The organism is Paraburkholderia sp. J11-2 (genome assembly GCF_905220185.1).
Taxonomy (GTDB): Bacteria; Pseudomonadota; Gammaproteobacteria; order Burkholderiales; family Burkholderiaceae; genus Paraburkholderia.
In genome coordinates this window covers 1-20,839 of sequence record NZ_CAJMYY010000026.1, presented here as the reverse complement: position 1 = coordinate 20,839, position 20,839 = coordinate 1, and the positions used below count along the sequence as shown (strand labels likewise).

The following is a 20,839-nucleotide window of genomic DNA, read 5'->3' as shown; positions in this document are numbered from 1 at the left end:
ACCGTCGGTCCCCAACCGGTTAAACCGCCGTAAAGCCAGCCGTGACGGGGCCTCGAGCATTGCAGGACGTCCTTCATTCATTGTCACGGAAGCCCCATGTCGAATACTCAACCTTTCTTTTCGCAAACGCTGGCGCAGCGCGATTCGGCGGTTCGCGGCAGCATCCTGAAAGAACTCGAGCGGCAGCAGTCGCAGGTCGAAATGATCGCGTCGGAAAACATCGTGTCGCGCGCCGTGCTCGAGGCGCAAGGCTCGGTGCTGACCAACAAGTACGCGGAAGGCTATCCGGGCAAGCGTTACTACGGCGGTTGCGAATTCGCCGACGAGGTGGAAGCGCTTGCCATCAGCCGCATCAAGCAGCTTTTCAATGCCGGTTTCGCCAACGTGCAACCGCACTCGGGCGCGCAGGCCAACGGTTCGGTCATGCTCGCGCTCGCCAAACCGGGCGACACGGTGCTCGGCATGTCGCTCGACGCGGGCGGCCACCTCACGCACGGCGCCAAACCGGCGCTTTCCGGCAAGTGGTTCAACGCCGTGCAGTACGGCGTGAATCGCGAAACCATGCTGATTGACTACGACCAGGTCGAAGCGCTCGCGCAGCAGCACAAGCCGAACCTCATCATCGCGGGCTTTTCCGCTTATCCGCGCGCGCTCGACTTCGCACGTTTTCGTGCGATCGCCGACTCGGTCGGAGCGAAGCTCATGGTGGACATGGCCCATATCGCGGGCATCATCGCAGCGGGGCGGCATCAGAATCCGGTCGAGCATGCGCATGTCGTCACGTCGACGACTCACAAGACGCTGCGCGGCCCGCGCGGCGGCTTCGTGCTGACCAACGACGAGGAGATCGCGAAAAAGATCAACTCGGCCGTATTCCCCGGCCTGCAAGGCGGTCCGCTCATGCACGTGATCGCCGGCAAGGCCGTGGCGTTCGGCGAAGCGCTCGATGCGAGCTTCAAGACCTATATCGACAGTGTGCTCGCCAATGCGAAGGCGCTGGGCGACGTGCTGAAAGCGGGCGGTGTGGACCTCGTGACGGGCGGCACGGACAACCACCTGCTGCTCGTCGATCTGCGGCCCAAGGGCCTCAAGGGCAATCAGGTCGAGCAGGCGCTGGAGCGCGCCGGCATCACCTGCAACAAGAACGGCATTCCGTTCGACGCCGAAAAGCCCACGGTCACCTCGGGCATTCGCCTCGGCACGCCCGCAGGCACCACGCGCGGCTTTGGCGTGAACGAGTTCCGCGAGATCGGCCGCCTGATTCTCGAAGTGTTCGACTCACTGCGCACGCATCCCGAAGGCGACGCGGCCACCGAGCAGCGCGTGCGCCGCGAGATCTTCGCGCTGTGCGAACGCTTCCCGATCTACGCGCAAGCCTGATTCATCACACCACCGCCTTTCAATTTCATTCGCGAGTTCCGGAGCGGCTAATGAGCACTCTGCACGACAACAGCATCATCATCGACGGCCTGAACATTTCGAAGTTCGAGCGCTCGGTGTTCGAAGACATGCGCAAGGGCGGCGTTACCGCCGTCAACTGCACGGTTTCTGTATGGGAAGACTTCCAGAAGACCGTCGACAACATCGCGCAAATGAAGCAGCAAATTCGCGAGTACAGCGAGATCCTCACGCTCGTGCGCACGACCGACGACATTGTGCGTGCGAAGAAAGAGAACAAGACCGGCATTATCTTCGGCTTCCAGAACTCGTATGCGTTCGAGGACAACCTTGGCTATATCGAGGTGTTCAAGGAACTCGGCGTGAATGTGGTGCAGCTTTGCTACAACACGCAGAACCTCGTGGGCACCGGCTGCTATGAGCCGGACGGCGGCCTCTCCGGTTACGGGCGCGAAGTGATCCAGGAAATGAACCGCGTGGGCATCCTGGTCGATCTTTCGCACGTGGGCGGAAAGACTTCGTCGGACGCGATTGCCTGCTCGAAGAAGCCGGTCACGTATTCGCACTGCTGTCCGTCGGGTCTCAAGGAGCATCCGCGCAACAAGACCGATGAGCAATTGAAGGAAATCGCCGATGCGAACGGTTTTGTCGGCGTGACCATGTTCGCGCCGTTCCTCAAGAAAGGCCCGGATTCGACCGTCGAGGATTACATCGAAGCGATCGAATACGTGGTCGATCTGATCGGCGAAGACCGCGTAGGCATTGGCACCGACTTCACGCAGGGCTACAGCACCGAGTTCTTCGACTGGATCACGCACGACAAGGGCCGTTATCGCCGCCTCACGAATTTCGGCAAGGTGGTGAATCCGGAAGGCATCCGCACGATCGGTGAATTTCCCAATCTCACCGCCGCCATGCAAAAAGCAGGCTGGAGCGAAACGCGCATCAAGAAGGTGATGGGCGAGAACTGGATGCGTGTGTTCGGCGAAGTCTGGGGCGGTTGACCGCCAGGCCTGACCGGTTGATACGGAAAGGCCATCGCAAGAAATTAGAAACCCTAAATAAATTCGCTCACTGAGTCACTGGAGCCCCACGAAATGCAACCGCAACTGCCGATCGATGTCGATCCCGCCACCGGCGTCTGGACCACGGACGCGCTGCCGATGCTGTATGTGCCGCGCCACTTCTTCACCAACAATCACACCGCCGTGGAAGAGGCGCTGGGCCGCGACGCGTACGCCGAGATTCTCTACAAGGCCGGCTACAAGTCGGCGTACCACTGGTGCGCGAAGGAAGCCGAAAAGCACGGCATGGCGGGCATGGCCGTGTTCGAGCATTACCTGAAGCGTCTTTCGCAGCGCGGCTGGGGCCTTTTCACGATCCGCGAGGCGGACCCGGCCACGGCGCGCGCGAAGATCGAATTGCGCCATTCGTCGTTCGTGCTCGCGCAGCCGGGCAAAGAGGGCAAGCTCTGCTACATGTTCGCGGGCTGGTTCGCAGGCGCGATGGACTGGGTGAACGACACCACGGAAGGCGGCAAGAACGCGCCGCGCGCGCACTCGAAGGAAGTGCAGTGCGCCGCCGAAGGCCACGCGCACTGCGTATTCGAAGTCTCGCCGATCGCCGCCTGAACGGCCGGCGCCCCGTAATACAGGACTCACCGAAAGACACGAACACCAGAGGTCGTCTGCGATGCGCTACCCCAATTTGTTCAAACCCTTGACGCTCAATCAGCTCACGCTGCGTAACCGCATCGTCAGCACGGCCCATGCGGAGGTCTACGCGGAGCCGGGCGGCTTGCCGGGCGACCGCTATATCCGCTACTACGAGGAGAAGGCCAAGGGTGGCGTGGGCCTCGCCGTGTGCGGTGGCTCGAGCCCGGTGTCGATCGACAGTCCCCAGGGCTGGTGGAAATCGGTGAACCTCGCCACGGACAAGATCATCGATCCGCTCGCGCGTCTGGCCGAAGCCATGCACCGCCACGGCGCGAAGATCATGATCCAGGCCACGCATATGGGCCGCCGTTCCGCCTTTCACGGCGAACACTGGCCGCATCTGATGTCGCCTTCGGGGGTGCGCGAACCGGTGCACCGCGGCAACGCGAAGATCATCGAGGTGGAGGAAATCCGCCGCATCATCGGCGACTTCGCGGCGGCAGCGAAGCGCGTGAAAGACGCGGGCATGGACGGCATCGAAATCTCTGCCGCGCACCAGCATCTGATCGATCAATTCTGGAGCCCGCGCACGAACTTTCGCACCGACGAATGGGGCGGCTCGCTCGAAAACCGTCTGCGCTTTGGCGTGGAAGTGCTCAAGGCCGTGCGTGAGGCGGTGGGCAAGGACTTTTGCGTCGGCCTGCGCATGTGCGGCGACGAATTCCATGAAGACGGCCTTGATCACGAGCAGTTGAAGGACATCGCGCAGGCGATGTCGGAAACGGGTCTCATCGATTATCTCGGCGTCATCGGCTCCGGCGCGGACACGCACAACACGCTCGCGAACTGCATGCCGCCCATGGCGCTGCCGCCCGAGCCGTTCGTGCATCTCGCGGCTGGCATCAAGTCGGTGGTCAAGCTGCCCGTGATGCACGCGCAGAGCATTCGCGACGCGGGCCAGGCCGAGCGTTTGCTCGCGAGCGGCATGGTCGATCTCGTCGGCATGACGCGCGCGCAGATCGCCGACCCGCACATGGTCATCAAGATTCGCGACGGCCGCGAAGACGAAATCAAGCAGTGCGTGGGCGCGAACTATTGCATCGACCGCCAGTACAACGGGCTCGACGTGCTGTGCGTGCAGAACGCCGCAACGTCGCGCGAAGCGACCATGCCCCATGTCATCGAAAAATCGCGTGGCCCGAAGCGTAAGGTCGTGGTGGTCGGCGCGGGCCCGGCGGGGCTGGAAGCGGCGCGCGTGGCGCGGCTGCGCGGCCATGACGTGGTGCTGTTCGAAAAGAACGACGCCGTGGGCGGCCAGATCCTGCTCGCAGCGAAAGCGCCGCAGCGCGAGCAGATGGCGGGCATCGTGCGCTGGTTCGACATGGAGACGAAGCGCCTGGGCGTGGATCGCCGCCTTGGCGTCGCGGCCGACGAGAAAACGATTCTCGCGGAAAAGCCCGACATCATCGTGCTCGCAACCGGTGGGTCGAGCTTCACGCAGCAGGTTCCGGCCTGGGGCGTGGAAGAGGGGCTGGCCGTGAGCGCGTGGGACATCCTGAGCGGCAAGGTCGAGCCGAAGCAGAACGTGCTCGTGTACGACGGCGTGAGCACGCATGCGGGCGCGGGCGTGGCCGACTTCATTTCGAGCCGTGGCTCGAAGGTCGAAATCGTTACGCCCGACGTCAAGGTCGCCGACGACGTGGGCGGCACCACGTTCCCGATCTTCTATCGCCGCCTCTACGCACAGGGCGTGATTCACACGCCGAATTACTGGCTCGATCGCGTGTACGAAGAAGACGGCAAGAAGATCGCCGTGCTGCGCAACGAGTACACGGAGGAGCAGGAAGAGCGCGCCGTCGATCAGGTAGTGATCGAAAACGGCAGCACGCCGAACGACGAGTTGTACTGGAAGCTCAAGCCCGAATCGGTCAATCGCGGTCAGGTGGACGTGCACAAGCTCTTCGCGGCCGAGGCGCAGCCGTGTCTTTCCGAGGACCTCGGTAATGGCCGTTTCCTGCTCTTCCGCGTGGGCGACTGCATTTCCTTGCACAACATCCACGGCGCGATTTACGACGCGCTGCGGCTTGCCAAGGACTTCTGAACCATGAATCCGACCTGGCTCATTACCGCGCTGTTGTGGATGTCGATGGCGGGGCTCGCGTTCGCGGTCGCGAAGCGCGCCGCCTTCTGGCGGGTGGGGCGCGCCGCCGCGCCCAGCTCTGTGGGCTTCGCGAAGCTGTTCAGCATACCGAAACGTTATTTCGTCGATTTGCACCACGTGGTGGCGCGTGACCCGTATATCGCGAAGACGCACGTCGCGACGGCCGGTGGTGCGATCGCGGCGCTTGCGCTCGTGTTCGTCAACTACGGGCTCGCGATCTATTCGCCGTGGCTCGACAAGCTCATCTTTCTCGCGGCGCTCGCCATGCTGATCGGTGCGGTGTTCGTCTGGCGTCGCCGTCACGCGAAAGATGTCCCAGCGCGTCTCTCGCGAGGGCCGTGGAATACGCTGCCGTGGCTGCTCGGTTCGTTCGCGCTGGGCGTGGCGCTCTTTACGTTGGTGCCTGCGGGCGCCATGTCGGGCGGCTTCGCGGTGCTTTGCGCCGTGCTGATCGGCGTTGGCGCGTTCGCGATGACGTTTGGCGCAGCGAAGGGCGGCCCGATGAAGCACGCGATTGCCGGCCTGTTGCATCTGGCGTTCCATCCGCGCCAGGAGCGCTTTTCGGCAACGCGCGAGGGTTGGACCGGCAACGGCACGGCCACGCCGCCCACGGCGCTGAAGCTCCCCGACATCGAAGAGAAGCAGGAATACGGCGTGGCGAAGCCCGTTGAGTTTCGCTGGAACCAGCTGTTGAGCTTCGACGCCTGCGTGCAGTGCGGCAAATGCGAGGCCGCGTGCCCCGCATTCGCTTCGGGCCAGCCGCTCAATCCCAAGAAGCTGATTCAGGACCTCGTGGTCGGCATGGCGGGCGGCACCGACGCGGCCTATGCGGGCAGCCCCACGCCCGGCATCCAGGTTGGCCAGCATAGCGGTGCGCCGAACGGCCCGATCGTTTCCGGCCTGATCGAAGCGCAAACGCTTTGGTCTTGCACCACCTGCCGCGCCTGCGTGCAGGAGTGCCCCATGCTGATCGAGCACGTCGATGCGATCGTCGACATGCGCCGCAACCAGACGCTCGTGCTTGGCGAAGTGCCGGGCAAGGGCCCCGAAGTGCTCGCCAATCTGCGCGAAACGGGCACGGCCGGCGGCTACGACAAGGCGGCGCGCTACGACTGGGCGGTGGACCTCAATGCACCCGTGGCGCAACCGGGCAAGCGTGTGGACATTCTCGTGGTGGCGGGCGAGGGCGCGTTCGACATGCGCTATCAGCGCACGCTGCGCGCGCTCGTGAAGGTGCTCAACAAGGCGGGCGTGAACTACGCGGTGCTCGGCGGGTGCGAAACCGACACAGGCGACGTGGCGCGCCGCCTGGGCGACGAGGCGACGTTCCAGCGCATGGCCAGGCAGATGATGACGACGCTCGCTACGCTGAACTTCGCGCGCATCGTGACCGCCGATCCGCATGTCATGCACAGCCTGCGCAACGAGTACCGCGCGCTGGGCGGGCGTTACGAGGTGCTGCATCACACGACCTACCTCGCGGAGCTTGCCGCGACCGGACGCATCGCGCCCAAGGCCGTGCAGGCGCTCGCTGAAAAGCGCACGACGTATCACGATCCTTGCTATCTGGGCCGCTACAACGGCGAAACCGAAGCGCCGCGCAAGCTGCTCAAGACCATCGGCATCAAGGTCGTGGAGATGGAGCGCAGCGGCATGCGCGCACGTTGCTGCGGCGGCGGTGGCGGCGCGCCGCTCACCGATATCCCCGGCAAGCAGCGCATTCCCGATATCCGCATCGCCGACGCGCGCGCAGTGAACGCCGACGTCGTCGCCGTGGCCTGCCCGCAATGCACGGCCATGCTCGAAGGCGTGGTGGGCCCGCGCCCGGACGTGCTCGACGTGGCCGAACTCGTGGCCGCCTCGCTGGAGTGAGTCGATGAATACCCTCAAACGAATCGATCCGCGCCGCCCCTTCGTCGTCACGGCGGCTGGCCTCAAGCGCATTACGCTGGGCGAGACCGGCAGCGCGGATGCAAGCGCGGCGCAATGGCTCATGCAACACGGTCACACCGGTGCGACGAAGCCTCGTCGTGTGATTAGCAACCCGAACCAGTTTTTTCTCGTAGTCGCGCATGCCGAACGCGGCGCGCTCGACGACCACGCGTGCCAGGCCATTGCCGCCGCCGCGCTGCTCGCCGACGCGCAAACCGAAGTGGCGCTGCTCGTGTTCGGCGAACTGAAAGACGACGCCGGGGCGCTCGGCGTGGACAAGCTGATCGAACTGCCCGGATTCGAGCGCCGCACGTTCGCGCCGGAAAGCGAGTTGCGCGCGCTGCGGGCCTGCGCGGCGGCGCTTGCCCCGAAGCATGTATTTGTGCCCGACAACGCCTATGGCGACGGCGATCTCGGGCGGCGCTACGCGGCCAGCGCCGGGGCGAGCGTGGCGGCGCATGTGGTGGAGATCGACGCGAAGCATGTCGGCGTGTACGAGCAGGCAAAGCGCGCGTGGGCCGCGCGCTCGCTGCCCGATGTGATCCTGCTCGCGCCGAACGCCGTCGATTCGAAGCTGCCGTTCGTTGGTGCGGGTGAGCGGCTTGCGGGCGATTTCATCCGGCCTGCCAACGACCTCGCGTCGCCGTATAAGGATCTCGGCCTCGAATCCATCGACGCCGCCCAGGTCGCGCTCGAAGAGGCCGATTTCATCGTCTCGGCGGGCAACGGCGTGACCGACATCGCGGCGTTTGGCCGGCTCGCGGGCGCATTCGGCGCCGCCATTGGCGCGAGCCGCGTGGCCGTGGACAACGGTCACTTCACGCGCGACAAGCAGGTGGGCGCAACGGGCAAGACGGTCGAGGCGAGCGTGTATATCGCGTTCGGCATTTCCGGGGCCGTGCAGCACTTGCAGGGCATCAAGGACTGCCGCCATGTGATCGCCGTGAATCTCGACGGCAGCGCGCCAATCGCGAAGCGCGCCAATCTGACCGTGGTCGGCGACGCGCAAGGCACCATCGCCGCGCTGATCGAGCAGGTGCAGGCCGCACGCGCCACGCGGGGCGGGGCAAGCGCCATACATGACGACACGCATTGCGCAGGAGTTGCCGCATGAACGCACGCCATGATCCTCAACGCGCCATTGAGCGCATCGCCGTGCTCGTTTCAGTGGGGCGCCACCCGGTAAGCGGCGCACCGCGCTATAGCCGCAACGACGCGCTCGCGCTCGACCTTGCGCGCACGCTCGCCGAGCGGCATCGCGCGCGTCTGTCCGTGCTGCATGCAGGCGATGCCGCCGATCCGGCGCTCGCCGAATACCTTGCGCTAGGCGCGCAGGAAGTGGAGGTGCTGGCCTGCACGCCGTCCGACGACGCGGCGCGCCTTATCGCCGAGCGCGTGCGCGGTTACGACCTCGTCTTGACCGGCACGCGCGCCGAAGGGGCGCACGACAGCGGCATGCTGCCGTACCGCTTGGCAGCCGCGCTTGGGGTGCCGTTGGTGGGGAGCGCCGTGGACATCGACGTCAATGTGGCCGCGCGCACCGCCGTCGTGCGGCAGTTCCTGCCCAAAGGGCTGCGCCGGCGCGTGCAAACGGCGCTGCCCGCCGTGATCGCCGTGCATCCGCTCGCCAACGCCCAGCCTCGCTATGCCTACGCGCGCTTGCGTGCGGGCGCGGTGCGGCCCGAGCACGCCACGCGTGCGAGCGTTGCCGCTTCCACCGAATCCACCGAATCCGCCGCATGGACCGTTGGCCCCATCGAGCGCAAGCCTGTGCGCCTCGCCGCGGCAGAGAAGCGCTCGGGCCACGCGCGCATGCTTTCGGCGACCACGACCGAAAGCCGGGGCGGCAACGTCGTAATTGAGGGGAGTTCGGTCGAAAAAGCACAAGTGATCCTCGCTTATTTGCGCGAGCATCAACTCATCGACTACTGATTTTGCTGGCGTGTCGGCAACGAACTGGGATGAAAAATCCGGAGCACACATGAAAGTAACGGCAGAGATTCGCGCACTGATCGAGCGGCGTCAGGCGGGTTACAGCCTGGAAGCGCCCTTCTACCTGAGCGAGGAGATTTTCGCGCTCGATATGGAGACGATTTTCCGGCAGCACTGGATCGAGGTCGCAACCGAAGCGGAAATTCCCGAACCGGGCGATTACGTGACCATCGAACTGGCGGGCGACTCGATCCTGATCGTGCGCGACGACGACATGCAGGTGCGCGCGTTCCACAACGTCTGCCGCCATCGCGGTGCGCGCCTGTGCAATGAAGAAAAGGGCTCGGTGGGCAATATCGTCTGCCCGTACCACAGCTGGACCTACAACCTCACCGGCGCGCTGATGTTCGCCGAGCACATGGGCGAGCAGTTCGACCGCTGCAAGCACAGCCTCAAGACCGTGCACGTGGAAAATCTCGCGGGCCTGATCTTCGTGTGCCTCGCCGAAGAACCGCCCACCGACTTCGCGGACATGCGCGCCGAAATGGAGCCGTATTTGCTGCCGCACGATCTGGCGGGCTGCAAGGTCGCCGCGCAGGTCGACATCATCGAGAAGGGCAACTGGAAGCTCGTGATGGAAAACAACCGCGAGTGCTATCACTGCGTGGCGAACCATCCCGAGCTGACCATTTCGCTCTACGAATACGGCTTTGGCTACGCACGGACGGAAGCCAATGCGGAAGGCATGGATGCGTTCGAGCGCACCTGCAACGAGCGCGCGAAGCAGTGGGAAGCAATGGACCTGCCATCGGTCGAAATCGAAAAACTGCTGGACGTCACCGGTTTTCGCACGCAACGCCTGCCGCTCGACCGCTGCGGCGAGTCGCAAACGCTCGACGCGAAGGTCGCCTCGAAGAAGCTGCTTGGCGAATTCCGCACAGCGGATCTAGGCGGTCTCTCGTTCTGGACGCAGCCGAATTCGTGGCATCACTTCATGAGCGATCACATCGTGTCGTTTTCGGTCATTCCGCTTTCCGCGGGCGAGACGCTCGTGCGCACGCGCTGGCTCGTTCACAAGGACGCGCGCGAAGGCATCGACTACGACGTGGACAATCTCACCGCCGTGTGGAACGCGACCAACAACCAGGACCGCACGCTCGTGGAGTATTCGCAGCGCGGCGCGGCGAGCAGTGCGTATGAGCCGGGCCCGTATTCGCCGTACACGGAAGGGCTCGTCGAAAAGTTCTCGGCCTGGTATATCGGCCGCCTCGCCAGGCAGATCGGCGCATAACGCACGCGCGTAAAAGTAAAGAGAGCGGAGTTTGACATGATGCGAGACGCGGCCCAATTCAATCCACTCGATCTCAGCGACAGCCGGGTGACGCGCCCGGCGTTCTGGGGCGCGTTGCCCGAACGGTGGACGAGCGAGGTCGAAGAAACCCTCGAGTGCTGCCACGTATGGCAGGAAACGCACGACGTGAAGAGTTTTTTCCTGCGCTCGCCGCAGGGCCGCACGTTCTCGTTCGAGCCGGGGCAATTCCTCACACTCGAACTCGAGATCGACGGGGAGGCCATCAACCGGTGCTATACGATTTCGTCGTCGCCCGCGCGGCCTCATACGATTTCCATCACGGTCAAGCGGGTGCCCGGCGGCAAGGTGTCGAACTGGCTGCACGACAATCTGCGCCCCGGCGTTTCGCTGCGCGTGCTCGGGCCGGCCGGCGAATTCACGTGCGCGCGTCACCCTGCGCCGAAGTATCTGTTTCTTTCCGCCGGGTCGGGCGTCACGCCGCTCATGTCGATGAGCCGCGCACATCACGATCTCGCCGAGGACCGCGACATCGTTTTCGTGCACAGCGCCCGCACGCCCGACGACATCATCTTCGCACGCGAGCTGGAACTGATCGCTTCGAGCCGCGCCAATTTCCGCACGTCGTTCGTCTGCGAGAGGGTGGGCGCACGCACCGATTGGCCGGGCGTGACCGGCTTTCTTTCGCTGCCGCTGTTGAAGCTCATCGCGCCGGACTTCATGGAGCGCGAAATCTTTACCTGCGGGCCCGCACCCTACATGAAAGCCGTGCGCGATCTGCTCGACGAAGCCGGTTTCGCGCGCGAACGCTACCACGAAGAGAGTTTTTCATTCGAAACGCTTACGGCGCCAGACGAAGCGCCGGTGGAGCAGCCTCCGGCGGAATCAGAATCGTCCGTCGAAACGGCCAGCTTCAAGATCACGTTCGCGAAGAGCCGCCGCGAGATTGAATGCGGCGCACAACAGACCGTGCTCGATGCCGCGCGTCAAGCGGGCGTGCGGTTGGCCTCTTCGTGCAGCCAGGGCATGTGTGGAACCTGCAAGGTCAAGCTCGTTTCCGGGCAGGTGGAGATGAAGCATAGCGGCGGCATACGCCAGCGCGAAATCGATCAAGGCATGGCGCTGCTGTGCTGCTCGAAGCCGCTGTCCGACCTCGTCGTCGACAAATAGCGCGCGCGTCGCGCAACGACAAGAACACGTCGTAAATCGACGTTAGCGGCAGATTGTGGCGGGCGAATCTGCATAGGACGGGGCGCTTGCCCATATCACAGGAGATCGACCATGAAGCTGGCTGGAAAACTCTTTTGGACCGGTGTGTTATCGGCGATGGTGAGCTTGAGCGCCCCGGCATTTGCCGACGGCAAGCCGACCTTGAAGATCGGTTATGTCGAAGGCTGGGACGACAGCGTGGCGACGTCGAACGTGGCCGCGCGCATCATCGAGAAGCGCTATGGCTACCCGGTGCAACTCGTGCCCGTGGCCGCGGGCATCATGTGGCAGGGCGTGGCGCGCGGCGACCTCGACGCGACGCTTTCCGCCTGGCTGCCGGTCACCCAGGGCGCGTACTGGGCGCAGTTCAAGGACAAGGTGGTCGACCTCGGCACGAACTTCCCAGGCGCGAAGATCGGCCTCGTGGTGCCTGACTACGTGAGCGCGAAGAGCATCGCCGATCTGAACGCGGACAAGTCGGCGTTCGGCGGGCGCATCGTCGGCATCGACGCGGGCGCGGGCGTGATGCGCAAAACCGACGAGGCCGTCAAGCAATACGACCTCAGCTACAGCGTGATGCCGAGTTCGGGCAGCGCGATGACGGCCGAGCTGGCGCGCGATGTGGGCTCGAAAAAGCCCGTGATCGTCACGGGCTGGACCCCGCACTGGATGTTCGCCAAGTACAAGCTGCGCTTCCTCGACGATCCGAAGAACGTGTACGGCGCAGCCGAGCACGTGGACAACGTGGCCAACCCGGAGCTTGAGAAGAAGGCGCCGCAGGTGGTGGCGTTCCTGAAGAACTTCCAGTGGAAGCCGGGCGAGATCGACAGCGTGATGCTCGCGATCCAGAACGGCGAGAAGCCCGACGCCGCCGCCGACACGTGGATCGCCGCGCACGGCGACCGCGTGAATGCCTGGGCAGCCACGCAGTAATCATCAGCAGAAAAACGGCAGGGGGCCCGCTGTGGCCCCGCCAGACCCGTGTCCGTTACGGGGTGCGCGCCGCGGTTGTGCACGCGCAGCACGTGATTTTCCTGAAGCGGCGCCGTGTCGCTTTTGCGTAAGCGTCTGTCGCAATTCGCCATCCCGGCCGGGCTTTTTCTGGCAACCATGTAGACATACCGTGCGGGCCGGCGCCTGCCGTTCGAGGAGATGGAGTCGATGAAATCCCCCAAGATCGTGGTCGATGGATTATGCAAAGTGTTCGGGCCCAACCCGAAGCTTGCACGTGAGCTGCTCGCCAAGGGCGCAACGAAAGACGAACTGTTCGCCAAGACCGGCTACGTGCTCGGTGTGAACAATGCCTCGTTCGAGGTGCATGAAGGCGAGATTTTCGTGCTGATGGGGCTTTCCGGCTCGGGCAAGTCCACGCTGATCCGGCTCATCAACCGGCTCGTGGAGCCCACTGCCGGCAAGGTCATCATCGACGGGCGCGATATCGCCGCCGTGCGGCGCTCGGAGCTGGTCTCGCTGCGCCGCACCGACATGAGCATGGTGTTTCAGTCGTTCGCGCTCATGCCGCAGCGCAGCGTGCTGGCGAACGCCGCGTTCGGCCTCGAAGTGGCGGGCGTGGGCCGCAAGGAACGCGAGCGGCGCGCGCTGAGCGTGCTTGAGCAAGTCGGTCTCGCGGCATTTGCGCAGAAGCTGCCCGCCGAGCTTTCGGGCGGCATGCAGCAGCGTGTGGGTCTCGCCCGCGCGCTTGCGGTGAATCCCTCGCTGATGATCATGGACGAAGCGTTTTCCGCACTCGATCCGCTCAAGCGCAAGGAAATGCAGAACGTGCTGCTGCAACTGCAAAAGGAGCAGCGCCGCACGATCATGTTCGTCTCGCACGATCTTGAAGAGGCGCTGCGCATTGGCAGCCGCATCGCGATCATGGAAGGCGGTCGCATCGTGCAGATCGGCACGCCGCAGGAAATCATCAGTAATCCTGCCGATGACTACGTGCGCGCGTTCTTCGACGGCGTGGACACGAGCCGCTATCTCACGGCAGGCGATCTCATGCAGCGCGAAGCGGTGCCGCTCATTCGCTCGCTCGACGCGAAAAGCGTGGCTTCGTCGCTCAACGGCAGCGCCGAATACGCGTTCGTGCTGGACGGGCAGCGGCGCATCAGCGGTTTCGTCACGCGCGATGCGATTGGCGCCGCGCAGCCGTCGCTCAAGAAAGTCGAATGCATCACGCTGGGCACGCCGCTGGAGCAGGTCGTGACGCGCGTGTGTGCGAACACGACGGCGCTGCCCGTGGTCGACGACGAGGGCCGTTACTGCGGCTCCATCGATCAGGCTGCCGTTCTGAAGGTCATTACGCGTAATCGAGGTGCTCATGTCTGAGATCATTCCCATCGGCCAGTGGGTCGATCAGTCGGTTCACTATCTGCTCGACCACGACGCCAACAGCTTCGATGCCGTCGGCAAGGCCATCGAGGGCTTCGCCGCACTTGTCGAGCACGGCTTGCAGGCTATCCCCATGTGGGCGCTCATGGCGTTCTTCATCGCCATCGGCCTGTGGCGCGTGGGCTGGCGCTTCGCGATCTTCGCGACCTGTTCGCTATTGCTGATCTATGCGACCGGCTTCTGGGATCAGACCGTCGTGACACTCGGCCTCACGCTTTCGTCAACGGTGATCAGCCTCGTGATCGGCATTCCGCTCGGCATCTGGACGGCCAAGAGCAAGGTCGTGCAGACCATCGTGCGGCCCATCCTCGACCTGATGCAGACGATGCCGGCCTTCGTCTATCTGATTCCTGCCGCGATGCTGTTTGGCCTTGGCCGCGTGCCAGGCATTCTCTCCACCGTGATCTTCGCCATGCCGCCCGCCGTGCGCCTCACGAGCCTCGGCATCAAGCATGTGAACCGCGAGATCGTGGAAGCCGGGCAGGCGTTCGGTTGCACGCCGTGGCAGTTGCTGTACAAGGTGCAGTTTCCGAATGCGCTGCCTTCGATCATGCAGGGCGTGAACCAGACCATCATGATGGCGCTTTCCATGGTCATCATCGCTTCGATGGTCGGGGCGGGAGGTCTTGGCAACGATGTGCTCGCGAGTATTCAGCGGCTGGATATTGGCCTCGGTTTCGAAAGCGGACTTTCAGTCGTGCTGCTCGCGATTATTCTCGACCGCATTACCGAAAGCTTTGGCCGCGCACCGGGCGCCGTGAAAGCACCGTTGTTCTCCGGGCTCAAGCATCTAATGCGCGTGCGGCCTGCAGTCGTCGAGGCGTAATGGTTTGAACTAATACGATCAACCGCCGTTCCCGAGGAGCGCAATGTGACGACCGACATCGCCATGCCCGAGCCCGAAACGCGCACGGCATCGTCCATCAGGCATTTCGGTTTCCTGACGTTGCAGAACTTTTCGATGATCGCGTTTTCGAGCGCGGTCGAGGTTCTGCGCATGGCGAACTACGTGGGGCGCGCGGACCATTACCGCTGGTCGATCTACTCGCTCGACGGCGCACCGGCCCGCGCCAGCAACGGCATCACGGTGCGCCCCGCGCAGGCGCTCGCCCCGGCGTGCCTGCCCGACGTGCTGATCGTGTGCGGCGGCATACGCATTCGCGAGATCATGAGCGACAGCGTGCGCGCCACGCTCGCCATGGTGGCGCAGCAGGGCGTGCCGCTTGGCGGCATCTGCACCGGTGCATACGCGCTGATGGCGAGCGGGTTGCTGGACGGTTATCGCTGCGCCGTGCATTGGGAAGATCTTACGGTGCTGCACCAGGAGTTTCCGCGCGTACGCTTTGCCGACGAGCTGTTTGTTGTCGATCGCGACCGCCTTACCTGCACCGGGGGCACCGCGCCGCTCGACCTGATGCTTGAACTCGTTGGCGCGCGCCTTGGGCAAAGCCTTGCTGCCAAGGTGTCCGAACAGTTCATCCTCGAACGCATTCGCAGCTCCACTGATCTGCAGCCCATACCCGTGGACGCGCGCGTGGGCTTTTCGCGGGCCGAACTCGTGGAGGTCGTGCGGCTGATGGAAGCGAATATCAAGGAGCCGCTTTCGCTGGAGGAGCTGGCGCGGCTCGTGCGGCTCTCGCAGCGGCATTTGCAGCGAATGTTCAAGGCGTATTTGAACGTATCGCCGACGCATTATTACCTTACGTTGCGGTTGAAACGCGCGCGTGAGTTGTTGCGTACCACCGATACGTCGATCTCACGTGTGACCGCGATTTGCGGGTTTAATTCGCCTTGCCATTTTAGTAAGGCGTATCGGGTGCAGTTTGGGCATGCGCCGAGTCATGAGCGGCGTGGGGAGTAGGGGGCTTGCTGCTGCTGACGGTTGGAACTTGTGTTCGCGTCGGTATGCCGGCGTTGCCCCTGTGCGGGGCGGCACCTACTTTTCTTTGCAGCGGCAAAGAAAAGTAGGCAAAAGAAAGCCGCTCAAACCGCTAGCGCCTGCCACCGTTCACATCGCGCCACCAAGGGTTAATGGCTCCGGAGCGTCTGTCACCTCGCACCACCGAACTGAGTGACAAAGCGCTCATCCTTCCGGCGGCGCTACGCGCGCCGAAGGGCATAACCTAAAACCAGTGGTGCGCTTGCATTGCGTTACCGCATGACAATGCCCCTGGTTTCCCTTGCAGACCCGGCCGCTGCGCGCGTAGCGAGCAGCGGGAGCGAATGAGCGCTTTGTCACTAACGGGAATGGTGCGAGGTGACAGACGCTCCGGAGCCATTCACCTGGGGTGGTGCGAGGTGAACTGTGGCAGGCATTAGCGGTTTGAGCGGCTTTCTTTTGCCTACTTTTCTTTGCCGCTGCAAAGAAAAGTAGGTGCCGCCCCGCACAGGGGCAACGCTGGCATACCGCCACGATCACAAGGAAACGCCAAAGCCCCAGAAAGACCACAACAAAAAAAGCACATCAATGCAGCGACACCCGAACAACGCCCCCCTCAGCATCCGCCCGCGCAAGCGGCGATTCACTGCGCAACAGCGCATCGAGATCCGCCAACTGCGCAGCATCCTGCCCACTGCGCTGCGCGCGAAACATGACAGGCGGCACGCCAAACTGCTTACGAAATTCGCGCCCAAGATGCGAAGCATCCGAAAACCCACAACTCGAAGCAATATCGGCAACAGTGCGATCCGAACTCGTGAGCAGCCAGGCCGCAGTGCGCAGGCGCAGCACGTTGGCGAACGCACGCGGGCTCTTACCCGTTTCCGCCTTGAAAAGCCGTTCGAGCTGCCGCGCCGAGAGATTCAGTTTGCAGGCCAGCTCTTCCAGCGGCACGTTGCGGCCAACCTGCTGCTCCATCAGCAGCACGGCGCGCTTGACCTTCGGGTGCGTGGCGGGTTCGAGGCCGGGCGGGTGAGGCTGGGGCGCATTGCCCTTTTGCATTTCGCCCACCAGCAAAATGCGCAACGCCTTCTGCACGGTCGCGTGATCGAAGTGGCGCAGCAAAATCGCCGCGGCGACGTCGATCGATGCGCGCCCGCCCGAGCACGTAATGCGACGGCGGTCGATCGCGAACAGGCGGTCGGCGACGATAGCGTCGGCATTGACGTTGGGGAAGCGCTCGATGAAGTCCCAGTAGTGGAACCAGCTCACGCAAATACGATGGCCGTCCAGCACGCCGGCGCGCATGAGCGCGAACACGCCCGTGCAGATCCCGACCACTGTCGTCTCGCCGCTGGCCGCGCGGCGGATGTACTGCAGCGTGGCTTCGCTCGCGTGCGGGCCGGAGTGCAGCAGTCCGCCCACGACCACGAGATAGTCGACCGGCTCGGCATCGGCAAAGGTTTCCCACGGCGCGATCTGAATGCCGCAACTCGCACGCACGGGCGCGAGCGTTTCGCCGATCACGCGCCAGGAGCAGCGCACCGGCTTGCTGTAATCGCCTTCGTCGGCGGACAAACGCAGCATGTCGACGAATCCGGAGAACGCGGTCAGCGTGAAGTTCGGCAGCAGCACGATGCCGAAGCGAATGCGCTCCTTGGGAGCGGCGTCGAAGGAAACGGCGGTGGCAAGTGTGTCGGACATGGGGGGCGCTGGAAATCGGCGATACGGTTTCAGCCAAGCATCCTCGATATGACCCCCTGGCGCTTGTCGTTTTCCGCCATCGATCTTCGCAAAAGCGAAATCCGCGCAATGTTGAAAGGAATACCTGCCGCATGGCGGCGCGGTTCTGTCGCCCTGGCGCGTTCGTTCTAGCGGCGGCGCCGCCGCTTTGGTCAACTCGCTAGTGGGCACGCGCCCCACGCCGAACCTATCCACGAGGCCTGCTTTCATGCCGCGCACCGAAACCGTCGAACTCAACAAGCGCGCCCGTCACGGCGACGCCGAGGCCGCGCTCGCGCTGCTGGAGCAGAGCATGACGCGCGGGCACGGGCGCATCGGGCTGCTGCGCTATTTGCAGGCGCGTTGCGTGGGCGCGGCGCTCGAGCAGCGGCATCACGACTACGCGCAACGGGTGGCCAGCAAGATGAGCGAAGGCCCGTTCGCGGCGCTAGTCGCGCAAGCGCAGCGCCGCCACGGCAACGCGGCGGCTTGAACACCCTCGCTCGTGCTTACAGCACGACGGTGCGCCCGTCGTTGATGAACACCCGGCGCTCGAGAAATACCCGCACGGCGCGCGCGAGCGTCACGCATTCGACGTCGCGCCCGACGGCCAGCAGGCGCTCCGGGTTCAGCGAGTGGTCGACCCGCTGCACTTCCTGCTCGATGATCGGGCCTTCGTCGAGATCGTCGGTGACGAAGTGCGCCGTCGCGCCGATTAGCTTGACCCCGCGAACATGCGCCTGATGATAGGGCCGCGCGCCCTTGAAGCCAGGCAGGAAAGAGTGGTGGATGTTGATCGCGCGGCCGGCCAGCTTCTGGCTCGTTTCGTCGGAAAGAATCTGCATGTAGCGCGCAAGAATCAGCAGCTCCGAGCCGGTCGAGTCGAACAGGTCGAGGATCGCGGCTTCCTGTTCGCGGCGCGTTTCCGGCGTAACAGGAAGATAGTGAAACGGCAGGTCGTGCTGCCGCGCGAGCGGTTCGAAATCGCGGTGATTCGAGGCAATGCCCGCAATGTCCATCTGCAGCTCGCCCATGCGCCAGCGAAACAGCAGGTCGGCCAGGCAGTGTTCAAGCTTGGAGACCATGATGAGCACTTTGGGACGCACCCGCAGATCGTGGATGGCCCAGGTCATCTCGTGCTTGCGGCCGACGCTCGCGAATTCGTCGCGCAGGCCCGCGAGATCGAAGCGCTCGCCCGCGCCGGGCTGCACGACCTCGTGAAAGACGCAACGCAGGAAAAAGCGCGTGCTGATGTCGTCGTCGAACACCGTGAGTTCGTCGATATAGCCGCGGTGCGCGTCGAGAAAGCCGGCGACCGCGGCAACCTGCCCGGCGGCGGCGGGGCAGGACAGCGTGAGCACGTAGCGGTGCTGTGGGTCTTCGGTGGGCATGCGCGTTCTCCTCGTGTCGTGATGCGCCCGGTGCGTCTTGCGGTTCGTGCCGGGGCGCTGGCGTGATGGCGCAAGTAAGCCATCAATCCGGGCGTGGCACATAGAACCCACGCGCTGTATCGCGAGAATGAAAACGCCAAACGCGGCAGACGCGCGCCGACCCGAAGCAAAGCGCTTTTGCCCTGATGGCTGTCGCTTTGCTCCTAGCGCGCGGCTTTTAGGGCTGAGGCGAATCTGGAACGGAGATGGAGAGATGCGTGGGTCTGCAGGTAAGGGTGTGGAGTAGGCGGCGTGGGCGCTTCTTCGTGCGCATAAGTCGCTCGCCGCCCGGTGGATGTCGTGAGCCGCGCGAACTACGGCAACGAGGCAATCTGATCTTGCGCCATGTTGACGTTTTGCATGAAGTTGAACGGATGGCCTGGCCGGCGCACCGGTACGCTGCATGCCCTTTTTTCGGGCCACATTACAACAGCGCACCGCTTTCAGGATGGTTCTCCATCAATACCCTCTGACCTCTGACATCGGCGGCATGCGCCGCTTTTCCCGGCGAGGGCGTTCCATTGGGCGGGTCGCGCTGTAGTGATTTGTAGGTGCGTTCTCGATTCAGTATGAATGCCACCTTGCACAAGACTTGTCGGCCTTGTGCTATCGATACTCGTCAATCTCGACTGTACCGCCCATTGTCTCCATCATGACGCGAATATCACCGGGCACATCGGGGACACGATCACCGGATTCGTTGTCCCAGTAGCAGAAGAAACGCATGTGTGCGTCTTTGTCTGCAAGGAGTTGACGGAGGTCTTCGCGTGGTAGATTTAGGTGACGGATGAGATAGCGAAAATGAGGTTCGAGTGAATCACTACGAACAGCTGTCTTGCTTCGAATGCCCCATACTCCGGTCCGACCCTGTACGCTGCTAAACCGGCCGGAAGGAGTTTTGAATCGTTGGCCCTTCACGACCGAAAAATCCGGGGGGACCCCGAAATATGCCGTCCAGAACTCGGGGTGGAGACTATCTCCGGCAACCGAGAACGAGACATAGGCCAGTTGGTGTGTGTTTGTCATGTCGTGCTCAGAATGCGTAATCGTGCATGTTGCCGATGATGTTTTTTCTAAACTCGATATTTCCGTTGTCGTGCCAAATGACATTATCGTCGCCACGCAAGTCAAGATCGTCCTTCATGACGTGCACCATGTCGCCGAATGTGTCGCGATCGTAGCCAAGCATCTTCGCCGCGTAGTCTGGATTGTTGGTTGATTTGGCAAGCTGCGCTACGTCAGCACTAAGTTCGAGCGGCTGATAGTCGAACGGCTGTGCATCACTGAGCGTCGCCGACTCGCCTTCGATGGCATCGCCGCTCAAATCAGCGTCATTGCCACCGAGCAAAGCGCCTGCCGCTGGTTCAACGAACCCTAAGAATCCTGCGCCTCCATCTCCTTCGCCAGTACTTGCGGCACTGCTTACAGCTTGCGTCAGTCCCGTTGCGGCTTTGGTTCCCTGCGAAGGCACATCGAATGCCTCAGAGAGGGTAGACCCTGCTCCAGCCGTTTTTCCCTCCTGGCGGCCTTGAACGCGACCCACAGATCCCATGTCAACGGACGGTTCGCGTTTCCCCCGCCAGATGCACTTGCTGACTGCCAGAACTGCGGTGCTCGCGTGACCCGGAACACGCGCGGCCGCTGCGTCCACTGCCGGTCCATATACGGCACAAGGCGACCACTGCGCACCACATCGACACGGAGAAGGCGCCCACCACGACGGACGCGCAACGCTGGAAGATCGCCAGATGAATGAACGGCGCATGCCCATTGCGCGGCGCGGCGCCGATAGCGATCCACGTCAGGCCAATGGGGACC

18 protein-coding genes and 1 pseudogene are annotated in these 20,839 nt (G+C 63.5%); 14 read left to right on the top strand and 5 right to left on the bottom strand.

Annotated elements, in window-relative coordinates:
- Positions 1 to 96 precede the first annotated feature (96 nt).
- The 13 genes from U5A57_RS30480 (at position 97) to U5A57_RS30420 (ending at position 15,851) form a co-directional block, all read left to right on the top strand.
- Complete coding sequence (locus U5A57_RS30480; RefSeq protein WP_321915399.1) at positions 97 to 1,380, top strand: serine hydroxymethyltransferase; 1,284 nt, start codon at positions 97 to 99, stop codon at positions 1,378 to 1,380.
- Complete coding sequence (locus U5A57_RS30475; protein ID WP_321915490.1) at positions 1,380 to 2,402, top strand: dipeptidase; 1,023 nt, start codon at positions 1,380 to 1,382, stop codon at positions 2,400 to 2,402. The genes U5A57_RS30480 and U5A57_RS30475 overlap by 1 nt, the downstream gene beginning before the upstream one ends.
- Before the next feature lie 93 nt (positions 2,403 to 2,495).
- Positions 2,496 to 3,029: a DUF5943 domain-containing protein gene (locus tag U5A57_RS30470; RefSeq protein ID WP_321915398.1), complete on the top strand. Its 534-nt coding sequence runs from the start codon at positions 2,496 to 2,498 to the stop codon at positions 3,027 to 3,029.
- Between the two features lie 61 nt (positions 3,030 to 3,090).
- Positions 3,091 to 5,154, top strand: a complete 2,064-nt coding sequence (locus U5A57_RS30465; RefSeq protein ID WP_321915397.1) for an NADH:flavin oxidoreductase — start codon at positions 3,091 to 3,093, stop codon at positions 5,152 to 5,154.
- A gap of 3 nt (positions 5,155 to 5,157) precedes the next feature.
- On the top strand, positions 5,158 to 7,086 hold the full coding sequence (locus U5A57_RS30460) for a (Fe-S)-binding protein (RefSeq protein ID WP_321915396.1): 1,929 nt from the start codon (positions 5,158 to 5,160) through the stop codon (positions 7,084 to 7,086).
- A gap of 4 nt (positions 7,087 to 7,090) precedes the next feature.
- A complete protein-coding gene (locus U5A57_RS30455) occupies positions 7,091 to 8,260 on the top strand; it encodes an electron transfer flavoprotein subunit alpha/FixB family protein (RefSeq protein WP_321915395.1) in 1,170 nt (389 codons plus the stop codon).
- A complete protein-coding gene (locus U5A57_RS30450) occupies positions 8,257 to 9,078 on the top strand; it encodes an electron transfer flavoprotein subunit beta/FixA family protein (protein WP_321915394.1) in 822 nt (273 codons plus the stop codon). The genes U5A57_RS30455 and U5A57_RS30450 overlap by 4 nt, the downstream gene beginning before the upstream one ends.
- 49 nt (positions 9,079 to 9,127) lie before the next feature.
- On the top strand, positions 9,128 to 10,369 hold the full coding sequence (locus tag U5A57_RS30445; protein WP_321915393.1) for an aromatic ring-hydroxylating dioxygenase subunit alpha: 1,242 nt from the start codon (positions 9,128 to 9,130) through the stop codon (positions 10,367 to 10,369).
- A gap of 36 nt (positions 10,370 to 10,405) precedes the next feature.
- Entirely contained in the window at positions 10,406 to 11,557 is a 1,152-nt protein-coding gene (locus U5A57_RS30440) for a hybrid-cluster NAD(P)-dependent oxidoreductase (RefSeq protein ID WP_321915392.1), read from the top strand.
- A gap of 111 nt (positions 11,558 to 11,668) precedes the next feature.
- Entirely contained in the window at positions 11,669 to 12,529 is an 861-nt protein-coding gene (locus U5A57_RS30435) for a glycine betaine ABC transporter substrate-binding protein (RefSeq protein WP_321915391.1), read from the top strand.
- Positions 12,530 to 12,757: 228 nt separating this feature from the next.
- A complete protein-coding gene (locus tag U5A57_RS30430) occupies positions 12,758 to 13,927 on the top strand; it encodes a quaternary amine ABC transporter ATP-binding protein (RefSeq protein ID WP_415764740.1) in 1,170 nt (389 codons plus the stop codon).
- Positions 13,920 to 14,816 carry a choline ABC transporter permease subunit gene (gene choW, locus U5A57_RS30425; protein WP_321915390.1) on the top strand — a complete coding sequence of 299 codons (897 nt, stop codon included), beginning with the start codon at positions 13,920 to 13,922 and terminating at the stop codon, positions 14,814 to 14,816. Before U5A57_RS30430 ends, choW begins: the two co-directional genes overlap by 8 nt.
- A 63-nt stretch (positions 14,817 to 14,879) precedes the next feature.
- Positions 14,880 to 15,851, top strand: a complete 972-nt coding sequence (locus U5A57_RS30420) for a GlxA family transcriptional regulator (RefSeq protein ID WP_321915489.1) — start codon at positions 14,880 to 14,882, stop codon at positions 15,849 to 15,851.
- Between the two features lie 603 nt (positions 15,852 to 16,454).
- Here U5A57_RS30420 and U5A57_RS30415 read toward each other — a convergent pair.
- Positions 16,455 to 17,573: a GlxA family transcriptional regulator gene (locus U5A57_RS30415; RefSeq protein WP_321915488.1), complete on the bottom strand. Its 1,119-nt coding sequence runs from the start codon at positions 17,571 to 17,573 to the stop codon at positions 16,455 to 16,457.
- A gap of 247 nt (positions 17,574 to 17,820) precedes the next feature.
- Here U5A57_RS30415 and U5A57_RS30410 point away from each other — a divergent pair, with 247 nt between their 5' ends.
- Positions 17,821 to 18,084 carry a hypothetical protein gene (locus tag U5A57_RS30410; RefSeq protein ID WP_321915389.1) on the top strand — a complete coding sequence of 88 codons (264 nt, stop codon included), beginning with the start codon at positions 17,821 to 17,823 and terminating at the stop codon, positions 18,082 to 18,084.
- Between the two features lie 16 nt (positions 18,085 to 18,100).
- On the opposite strand, the gene purU is transcribed toward U5A57_RS30410, so the two are convergent.
- From purU to U5A57_RS30390, 4 genes and pseudogenes are all read right to left on the bottom strand, one after another.
- Entirely contained in the window at positions 18,101 to 18,982 is an 882-nt protein-coding gene (gene purU / locus U5A57_RS30405; RefSeq protein WP_321915388.1) for a formyltetrahydrofolate deformylase, read from the bottom strand.
- Positions 18,983 to 19,627: 645 nt separating this feature from the next.
- On the bottom strand, positions 19,628 to 20,047 hold the full coding sequence (locus U5A57_RS30400; RefSeq protein WP_321915387.1) for a DUF4279 domain-containing protein: 420 nt from the start codon (positions 20,045 to 20,047) through the stop codon (positions 19,628 to 19,630).
- 7 nt (positions 20,048 to 20,054) lie between these two features.
- Complete coding sequence (locus tag U5A57_RS30395) at positions 20,055 to 20,492, bottom strand: hypothetical protein (RefSeq protein ID WP_321915386.1); 438 nt, start codon at positions 20,490 to 20,492, stop codon at positions 20,055 to 20,057.
- A gap of 82 nt (positions 20,493 to 20,574) precedes the next feature.
- Positions 20,575 to 20,839: pseudogene (locus tag U5A57_RS30390) on the bottom strand (hypothetical protein); the annotation flags it as partial.

Excerpts from the sequence above, each read along its gene's own strand:
- U5A57_RS30460 (WP_321915396.1), top strand. The coding sequence starts at position 5,158 with ATGAATCCGACCTGGCTCATTACCGCGCTGTTGTGGATGTCGATGGCG.
- U5A57_RS30440 (WP_321915392.1), top strand. The coding sequence starts at position 10,406 with ATGATGCGAGACGCGGCCCAATTCAATCCACTCGATCTCAGCGACAGC.
- U5A57_RS30470 (WP_321915398.1), top strand. The coding sequence starts at position 2,496 with ATGCAACCGCAACTGCCGATCGATGTCGATCCCGCCACCGGCGTCTGG.
- U5A57_RS30420 (WP_321915489.1), top strand. The coding sequence starts at position 14,880 with ATGCCCGAGCCCGAAACGCGCACGGCATCGTCCATCAGGCATTTCGGT.
- U5A57_RS30400 (WP_321915387.1), bottom strand. The coding sequence starts at position 20,047 with ATGACAAACACACACCAACTGGCCTATGTCTCGTTCTCGGTTGCCGGA.
- choW (WP_321915390.1), top strand. The coding sequence starts at position 13,920 with ATGTCTGAGATCATTCCCATCGGCCAGTGGGTCGATCAGTCGGTTCAC.
- U5A57_RS30480 (WP_321915399.1), top strand. The coding sequence starts at position 97 with ATGTCGAATACTCAACCTTTCTTTTCGCAAACGCTGGCGCAGCGCGAT.
- U5A57_RS30465 (WP_321915397.1), top strand. The coding sequence starts at position 3,091 with ATGCGCTACCCCAATTTGTTCAAACCCTTGACGCTCAATCAGCTCACG.
- purU (WP_321915388.1), bottom strand. The coding sequence starts at position 18,982 with ATGCCCACCGAAGACCCACAGCACCGCTACGTGCTCACGCTGTCCTGC.
- U5A57_RS30430 (WP_415764740.1), top strand. The coding sequence starts at position 12,758 with ATGAAATCCCCCAAGATCGTGGTCGATGGATTATGCAAAGTGTTCGGG.
- U5A57_RS30455 (WP_321915395.1), top strand. The coding sequence starts at position 7,091 with ATGAATACCCTCAAACGAATCGATCCGCGCCGCCCCTTCGTCGTCACG.
- U5A57_RS30445 (WP_321915393.1), top strand. The coding sequence starts at position 9,128 with ATGAAAGTAACGGCAGAGATTCGCGCACTGATCGAGCGGCGTCAGGCG.
- U5A57_RS30435 (WP_321915391.1), top strand. The coding sequence starts at position 11,669 with ATGAAGCTGGCTGGAAAACTCTTTTGGACCGGTGTGTTATCGGCGATG.
- U5A57_RS30410 (WP_321915389.1), top strand. The coding sequence starts at position 17,821 with ATGCCGCGCACCGAAACCGTCGAACTCAACAAGCGCGCCCGTCACGGC.
- U5A57_RS30450 (WP_321915394.1), top strand. The coding sequence starts at position 8,257 with ATGAACGCACGCCATGATCCTCAACGCGCCATTGAGCGCATCGCCGTG.
- U5A57_RS30415 (WP_321915488.1), bottom strand. The coding sequence starts at position 17,573 with ATGTCCGACACACTTGCCACCGCCGTTTCCTTCGACGCCGCTCCCAAG.